The organism is Mesorhizobium sp. M4A.F.Ca.ET.020.02.1.1, assembly GCF_004022645.1.
Classification (GTDB): domain Bacteria; phylum Pseudomonadota; class Alphaproteobacteria; order Rhizobiales; family Rhizobiaceae; genus Mesorhizobium.
In genome coordinates this window covers 1-6,404 of record NZ_RZOI01000333.1, presented here as the reverse complement: position 1 = coordinate 6,404, position 6,404 = coordinate 1, and the positions used below count along the sequence as shown (strand labels likewise).

Annotated in this window: 6 protein-coding genes and 1 pseudogene; 4 read left to right on the top strand and 3 right to left on the bottom strand. The window is 61.2% G+C overall.

Translation table 11 applies throughout. The features are described from left to right. The 3 genes from EN742_RS20110 to EN742_RS20100 form a co-directional block, all read right to left on the bottom strand. On the bottom strand, nt 1-582 hold a 582-nt coding region (locus EN742_RS20110; protein ID WP_148670165.1), incomplete at its 3' end, for an ABC transporter permease. Next, entirely contained in the window at nt 579-1,640 is a 1,062-nt protein-coding gene (locus EN742_RS20105) for an ABC transporter ATP-binding protein (protein ID WP_128333191.1), read from the bottom strand. The genes EN742_RS20105 and EN742_RS20110, both read right to left, overlap by 4 nt. A gap of 22 nt (nt 1,641-1,662) precedes the next feature. Further along, entirely contained in the window at nt 1,663-2,538 is an 876-nt protein-coding gene (locus EN742_RS20100) for an ABC transporter substrate-binding protein (protein WP_189375484.1), read from the bottom strand. A gap of 487 nt (nt 2,539-3,025) precedes the next feature. Between EN742_RS20100 and EN742_RS20095 the strand changes: the two genes are divergently transcribed. From EN742_RS20095 to EN742_RS20080, 4 genes and pseudogenes are all read left to right on the top strand, one after another. Next, nucleotides 3,026-3,496: a MarR family transcriptional regulator gene (locus EN742_RS20095; protein WP_189375481.1), complete on the top strand. Its 471-nt coding sequence runs from the start codon at nt 3,026-3,028 to the stop codon at nt 3,494-3,496. 188 nt (nt 3,497-3,684) lie between these two features. Next, nucleotides 3,685-4,734 (top strand): phosphotransferase, encoded by a 1,050-nt coding sequence (locus EN742_RS20090; protein ID WP_128333188.1) that lies wholly within the window; start codon nt 3,685-3,687, stop codon nt 4,732-4,734. A 27-nt stretch (nt 4,735-4,761) separates the two neighbouring features. Continuing rightward, nucleotides 4,762-6,042, top strand: a complete 1,281-nt coding sequence (locus EN742_RS20085) for an aspartate aminotransferase family protein (protein WP_210214469.1) — start codon at nt 4,762-4,764, stop codon at nt 6,040-6,042. Between the two features lie 14 nt (nt 6,043-6,056). Next, nucleotides 6,057-6,404, top strand: a pseudogene (locus EN742_RS20080) (hydroxymethylglutaryl-CoA lyase); the annotation flags it as partial.

The window sequence follows — 6,404 nt, the reverse complement described above, 5'->3', positions numbered from 1 at the left end:
GAGATAGACCGGATCGATGGCGCGCATCGAGGAATAGAGCGGCAATATCAGGAAGGGTAGCATGACATGCACCATGCCGATGACGGTGCCGGTCAAGTTGTTCACCAGCGGCAAGGAGTCGCTGATCAACCCGAGCTGCTTCAGCCAGGTGTTGATGATGCCCTCGCGCTGCAAGAGAACGAGCCAGGCGTATGTCCTGACCAGAACGGACGTCCAGAAGGGCAGAATGATGAACACCAGCAGGATTTGCGCGGCCCGTTGGGACAGTTGCGAAAGCAGGTAGGCAACGGGGTAGCCGAGCAGGACACATATGCCGGTGACCAGCGCGGACACTTCGAGCGTGCTGAGGAAGCTGTTGATGTAAGCGGGTCGCAGCAGGCGGGCATAGTTCTCTGACGACAGGGCTCCGGAAGCGTTGAAGAGGGACAGCCAGGTCAGCCAGGAAAACGGAGCCAGCAGCACAAGGGCAACGAGCAGGAGGGCAGGCACGGACAGCCCGAACATCGCGAACCTGTGACGACGCTCATCAGCGCCAAGCAGCTCGACGTTGATCGATGGGAGTTCGTAGGCTGCCGCGCTCACGGCGAGGTTTCCCGCACCAGCACGCTCGCTTCCGGCCTCAGCCACAAAGTAAGCGTCTGTCCGGGCTCCGGCAGAGGCTTGCTCTCGGTCGGTGCGCGGCGGATCGATATTTCATGGTCGCCCGGCAGCTTCAGAGAAATGGAATGGCTGTCGCCGCGATAGACGACGTCGACAACCAGGCCTTCGATGCGGTTGTCGCGCTCGTCATCACCCTGCCAGCCGAGACGCTCCGGCCTGATCATCAGCCATTGCTCGTCTAGTGGGGAGGGCGGCTGCGCCAGTTTCAGCCGGCGTCCGGCCAATTCATATCCGTTGCTGGTCTTGCTGACGGGCAGCATCTTCGTCTCGCCCATGAAGCTGGCCACGAAGTGACAATTGGGCCGGTCGTAGATGTTTGTCGGCGTGTCGAGCTGCACGATCCTGCCGTTGCGCAGCACCGCGATGCGGTTCGACATTGTCAAAGCTTCCTGCTGGTCATGGGTGACGTAGACCGTCGTCATCCCCAGCCTGTCGTGAAGGCGCTTCAGCTCGATCTGCATATGCTCGCGCAGGTTCTTGTCGAGAGCCGAAAGGGGCTCGTCCATCAAGAGCAGCTTCGGCTCGAAGACGATGGCGCGCGCCAGCGCGACGCGCTGCTTCTGGCCACCGGACAATTCGGTGATGCGGCGCGCGGACAGATGCGCCATCTGCACGACGTCGAGCGCTTGCTTGACGCGTTCACGAATGTCGGCGACTTCGCGACGGCGCAGCTTCAGCGGGTAGGCGACATTGTTGAAAACGTCCATGTGCGGAAACAGCGCGTAGTTCTGGAAGACCATGCCCAGGTCGCGCTTGTGGGGAGGCCTGGTGATGAACTCGACGCCGTCCACCATCAGGCTGCCATTGTCTGGGCGTTCGAAACCGGCAATGACGTTGAGCAGTGTCGTCTTGCCCGAGCCGGAAGGTCCGAGCAAGGTCAGGAATTCACCGGGCTTGATATCGAGCGACACGTCGTCGAGCGCCCTGAACGCACCGAATGCCTTCGAGACATTTCGTATGGATACGGCGCCCGACGTCATGTCATTCCTCCTGCCAGAGCCCTTAGTTGGACATCAGGAGGCTATAGTCTTCGCGTACCAACTCACTGTTGTCACGCCACCAGTTCGTGTCGATCGGCGTCTGCTTGGCGACGTTGTCCGGCGACATATTGGATTTCGCCAGCACCTCGGGTGAAAACTTGCCGACTTTGAAGGCCAGGCTGTTGGAAGGCCCGTAATACGGCATCATCTCGGGAATGCGCGCCTGAATTTCCGGCGACGCCACCCCAGCGATGAACTTCTGCGCCGCGGCGACATTCTTGGAGCCCTTGAGGATCGCCATGCACCCATAGCCGAGAAGGCCGTCCTCATAGGTGAATTCCACAGGCGCCCCATCCTTGATGACCGAGGCGACACGGCTTCCCCAGATGGCCATCATGTCGACTTCCTTGTCCTTCAGGATCTGTGCCGACTGGGCGCCTGACGACCACCACACGGAGATGTTCGGTTTGATCTCCTTCAACCGCTCGAGCGCAAGCTTCGTATCCAGCGGGTAGAGGGCATCCTTCGCCACGCCAGCGCCGAGCAAGGTGATTTCCATCATCTCCTGAGGATAGGCGCTGAGCGCGCGCCGGCCGGGAAACGCCTTGACGTCCCAGAAATCCTTCCAGCTTGCCGGATGCTTGTCCTTGTAGACGTCGGTGCGCCAGGCAAGCACGACCGAATAGGTATTCGTCGCGATCCAATCCTTGTCATAGGCCTTCTTGTCGAAGCCGTCCGACTTGACGACGTTGTAGTCGAGCGGCTCGAAAAGGCCCTCCTTACTGCCGACGGCGCATTCGTCGGCGCCGAGATGCACGACATCCCAGGTCGGGCTGCCCGATTGCACCTGAACACGCACGGCCGCGATACCGTCCTGCGTCTCCTCCGAAATCGACACTCCGGCGCCCGCCGCGGCAGGCTGCCACAAGGTAGCACTCAGATCTTTCTGCAGGTTGCCGCCGAGGCCGGCGACAGTGAGCGTATCGTTTGCGAATGCGCTCGACGCTGCGCAAATTGCGGCCGTTCCAATCAGGCCCGCAAATGCAAATCGCCTCAAATGCATGGTGTTCTCCCTTTTGATTGAGCTGTTCCGACACGCCGGCCCTTCTCCGTGGCTTCGCGTGCGCAAGATCGACAAGACGCCGGGGTCATGGCAATCTGGTTGATGAAATGAACTATCTGGTTTACGTTGTCAACTAAATTTCGACCCAAGTCCATCTCCTGCACCAGCTTCGTAAGGGCCAATCATGTACAGATCAAAACAGGGGAGGGCGGCTTCCGTCCATTCGCGGAGTGAGGCGGGGGCGAGATCGCCGGCCGGGCAAGATCGCGCCGTTCGCGCGAACCGATCCCTGGATGAGGATCCTGCGCCGGACATCAGGGATTTGTTTTCATTCGAGCTCCAGCGGCTGGCCGGTCTGTCGACGCGCATCGCAACCTTGTCGATTCGGCCGAAATACGGTGTGACCACCCGGGAGTGGCGCGCCCTGGCCGTCCTGAAATACCTGGGCACGGTGCCGTTGCAAGAACTGGCCAAGCACAGCGGCCTGCTCAAGAGTCAGATGAGTCGCACTGTATCGGGACTGATCGACAGGGGTTATATCCAGAAGACCGCGAACCCGGAAGATGGCCGCAGCATTCTGTTGCGTCTTAGCCCTGAAGGCCTCGCGCTTTCAGAACAGGTGCTCGACGACTCTTTCGATCGAAACGAGCAGATGCTGTCCTCGCTCACCAACGCCGAACGGCTGATGCTGATCGAGCTCATGCGGCGCGTCATCCGCACCAGTTCGGATTATTTCCAAGACCTCAAGCAGTTGGCCAGCCAGTCGGACCTCGATCAACTGGACGAGGAATAGCTCGCCTTCAAAATATGGTTGACTGAGTGAACGATATAGTTCACAAAGGCAACCAATAAAAGGCGACAGGGCGCTTGAACATTTGCAGTCCGGCGAGCGATCGGAGGTACCTGGGCGCAGGTCCGTGCTGTCGTGTCGAATGGAGCGGCATTTGAGTGGTGCGTGGCAGGCCGAAGCAGGAACACATCATGACGGAAGCCGCTGCCTCATCACTCGACAAGGTCTTGTCCGCGCCGCTGCCGGACTTCCAAGCCGAGGATCTTGCCTCAGCGCTGCACCAGCACTTCGGCATCCAGGGCTCGCTTGCACGCATCAGCGGCGAACGCGATCTGAATTTCAGGGTCGACGCTTCGGACGGTCGTACTTTCGTTTGCAAGATTTCGGGGATCGCGGATACCTATGACGAGATCGCGTTCCAGAACGCGGCTCTGATCCATCTGGCCTCGCGCGATCCATCGTTGCCGGTTCCCCGCGTCGTCCCCGCACTGGATGGCCGCGTGATCGTGCCGCTCGAACGGAATGGCCGGCCTTACCTGCTGCGCGTCTTGAGCTACTTGGCTGGCGAGCCGGTGATCGGTCACCGGGCTACGCCTGCCCAGCGCACGAAGCTCGGAGAGCTGAGCGCCAGGCTCGATGTCGCGCTTGCCGACTACGCGCATCCGGCGGCGGAGCGGTCGCTGATATGGGATCTTGTTCACTTCTCCGCTCTCAGCGGGAAGCTTGGATTTGTCGAGAACGGTAGTCAAAGAGCGCTGGCCGAACGGGTTTTCGAGCGGTTCAGCAGGGTTGTCGCCCCGCGCATGCCTGCATTGCGCCGGCAGGTCATCCACAATGACCTCAATCAGAACAACATCCTCATCGACCGGGATGGTGACGTTTCGGGGCTCATCGATTTCGGCGACATGGTCCGCACTATCCTGGTGGCCGAAGTCGCCATTGCAGCGGCCCATCAGCTCTATCGCGAAGAAGACGTTTTGTCGGTCATGCGGGAGATCGTCGCAGGCTATGCCAAAACGCTGCCTTTGCGGGACGAGGAGATCGCCGTCCTGCCGGTCCTGGTTCAGTCGAGGCTGGCCACACGGGAATTGATCGTTGCCTGGCGCAGCAAGACCAAGCCCGCAGCTACTACCTCCTACCGAAACGACATCAGCAAGCTCGGCTGGGCTGCGCTCGCGCGTTGCGACGCGCTCGATGAGCGGAAAGCTCAAGACTGCCTCGCCGAGGCTGCGCGGCACTGACACGAATTTAGGACAAGGATCAATTGGATGTATGACGCGCTCATGGAACGCCGGGACCGCTTCCTAGGCCCTATCTACAAGGAGTTCTACAGAACGCCGTTCCTGCCGGTTCGCGGCGAGGGCGTGTGGGTGACGGACAGCGACGGGAAGCGCTACCTCGACGCCTACAACAATGTTCCGCATGTCGGTCACTGCCATTCGCGGGTCGTCGAGGCGGCAAGCCGCCAGCTCGCGACCTTCAACTCCAACACCCGTTACCCGAGCGATCTGATCGTGGACTATGCGGAGCGGCTGGTCGCCACCTTGCCGAAGCCGTTCGAGGTCTGCATGTTCGTCTGCTCCGGCACCGAGGCCAATGAGCTTGCCTGGCGCATCGCCGCGGCGAATACCGGAGCGGATGGCGCCCTCGCGACGCGCTCCGCTTTCCACGGCAACTCGACGATCATCGGGGCGCTCGATACATCGACCATCCCGCCCGAGCGCCGGCAGAGCTGGATCGCCACCGTGCCGGCGCCAGAATCCCGGGAAACCAGCGATCCGGGCCTCCAGGAGACGGCGGATGAATATGCCAGGCACTACCGGCAGGCCATCAGCGATCTCGCGAGCCGCGGACATAGACCCGCGGCACTGTACGTCTGCCCGGTCTTTGCAAGCGACGGGCTCTACAACACGCCTGCCGGTTATCTGCAGCCGGCGATGGCTGAGGTGCGCAAGGCCGGAGGTCTGATCGTCGCGGACGAGGTGCAGTCTGCCCTCGGCCGTACGGGGACGCATTTCTGGGGCTTCCAGCATGCGGGGATCACACCCGACATCGTCACGATGGGAAAGCCGATGGGCAATGGCCTGCCTCTGGCGGTCGTCGCCACCAGCCGCCGGCTGGTCGAAGGCTTTCTCAGGAGCGAGCGCTATTTCAACACCTTCGGCGGCAACCAGGTCGTGGCGGCTGCGGGTCTCGCCGTGCTCGACGTCCTGCGCGACGAAGGCTTGCAGCAGAACGCTTCGGACGTAGGCGCCTATCTGCGTGCCAACCTGAAGTCCCTCATGTCGGGCGACAGACGCATCGCCGACGTTCGCGGCACCGGCCTGTTCGTCGGTGTCGAAATCGTCAAGGACCGCGATGGCTCCGAGGCCGCACCGGAAACGGCTCGGGCGATCATCGAGGATCTGAAGCATCGCGGCGTGCTGGTCGGCATAACCGGGCGTCAGCGCAATCTGCTCAAGATAAGGCCGCCGATGGTCTTCTCGCGTGAAAATGCCGATCAGCTTGCCGAGACGCTCGGCCGCACGCTGGCTTCACTGCCCCAATGAGAGCGAGATAGCGCATGAACCCCGCGGTCGTGATCTGTGAGTGCTTTGCCAGGGATGGCCTGCAGCATGAGACTGCCTCGATAAGCACGCAGGCAAAGATCGGGATCATAGACACCGTGGCCGAGGCCGGATTTTCCCGCATCGAAGCAACCAGCTATAGTCATCCTGCTCAGGTCTCCGCTTTCGCCGATGCCTCCGAAGTGCTGAGGGGCATTCGCCGGCGCCCGAATGTGTATTTCAAGGCCACTTGTCCGAACAGGAAAGCGGTCGAGCGTGCGCTGGCGGATTTCACGACCGGTCATGGTGCTGAAGAACTGAGCCTGCTCGTGTCGGCGACCGAAGCGCACACCGAGCGCAATCCT

Bases quoted from the DNA above. Each gene is read 5' to 3' on its own strand.
- EN742_RS20090 (WP_128333188.1), top strand. From the start codon at position 3,685: ATGACGGAAGCCGCTGCCTCATCACTCGACAAGGTCTTGTCCGCGCCG.
- EN742_RS20085 (WP_210214469.1), top strand. From the start codon at position 4,762: ATGTATGACGCGCTCATGGAACGCCGGGACCGCTTCCTAGGCCCTATC.
- EN742_RS20105 (WP_128333191.1), bottom strand. From the start codon at position 1,640: ATGACGTCGGGCGCCGTATCCATACGAAATGTCTCGAAGGCATTCGGT.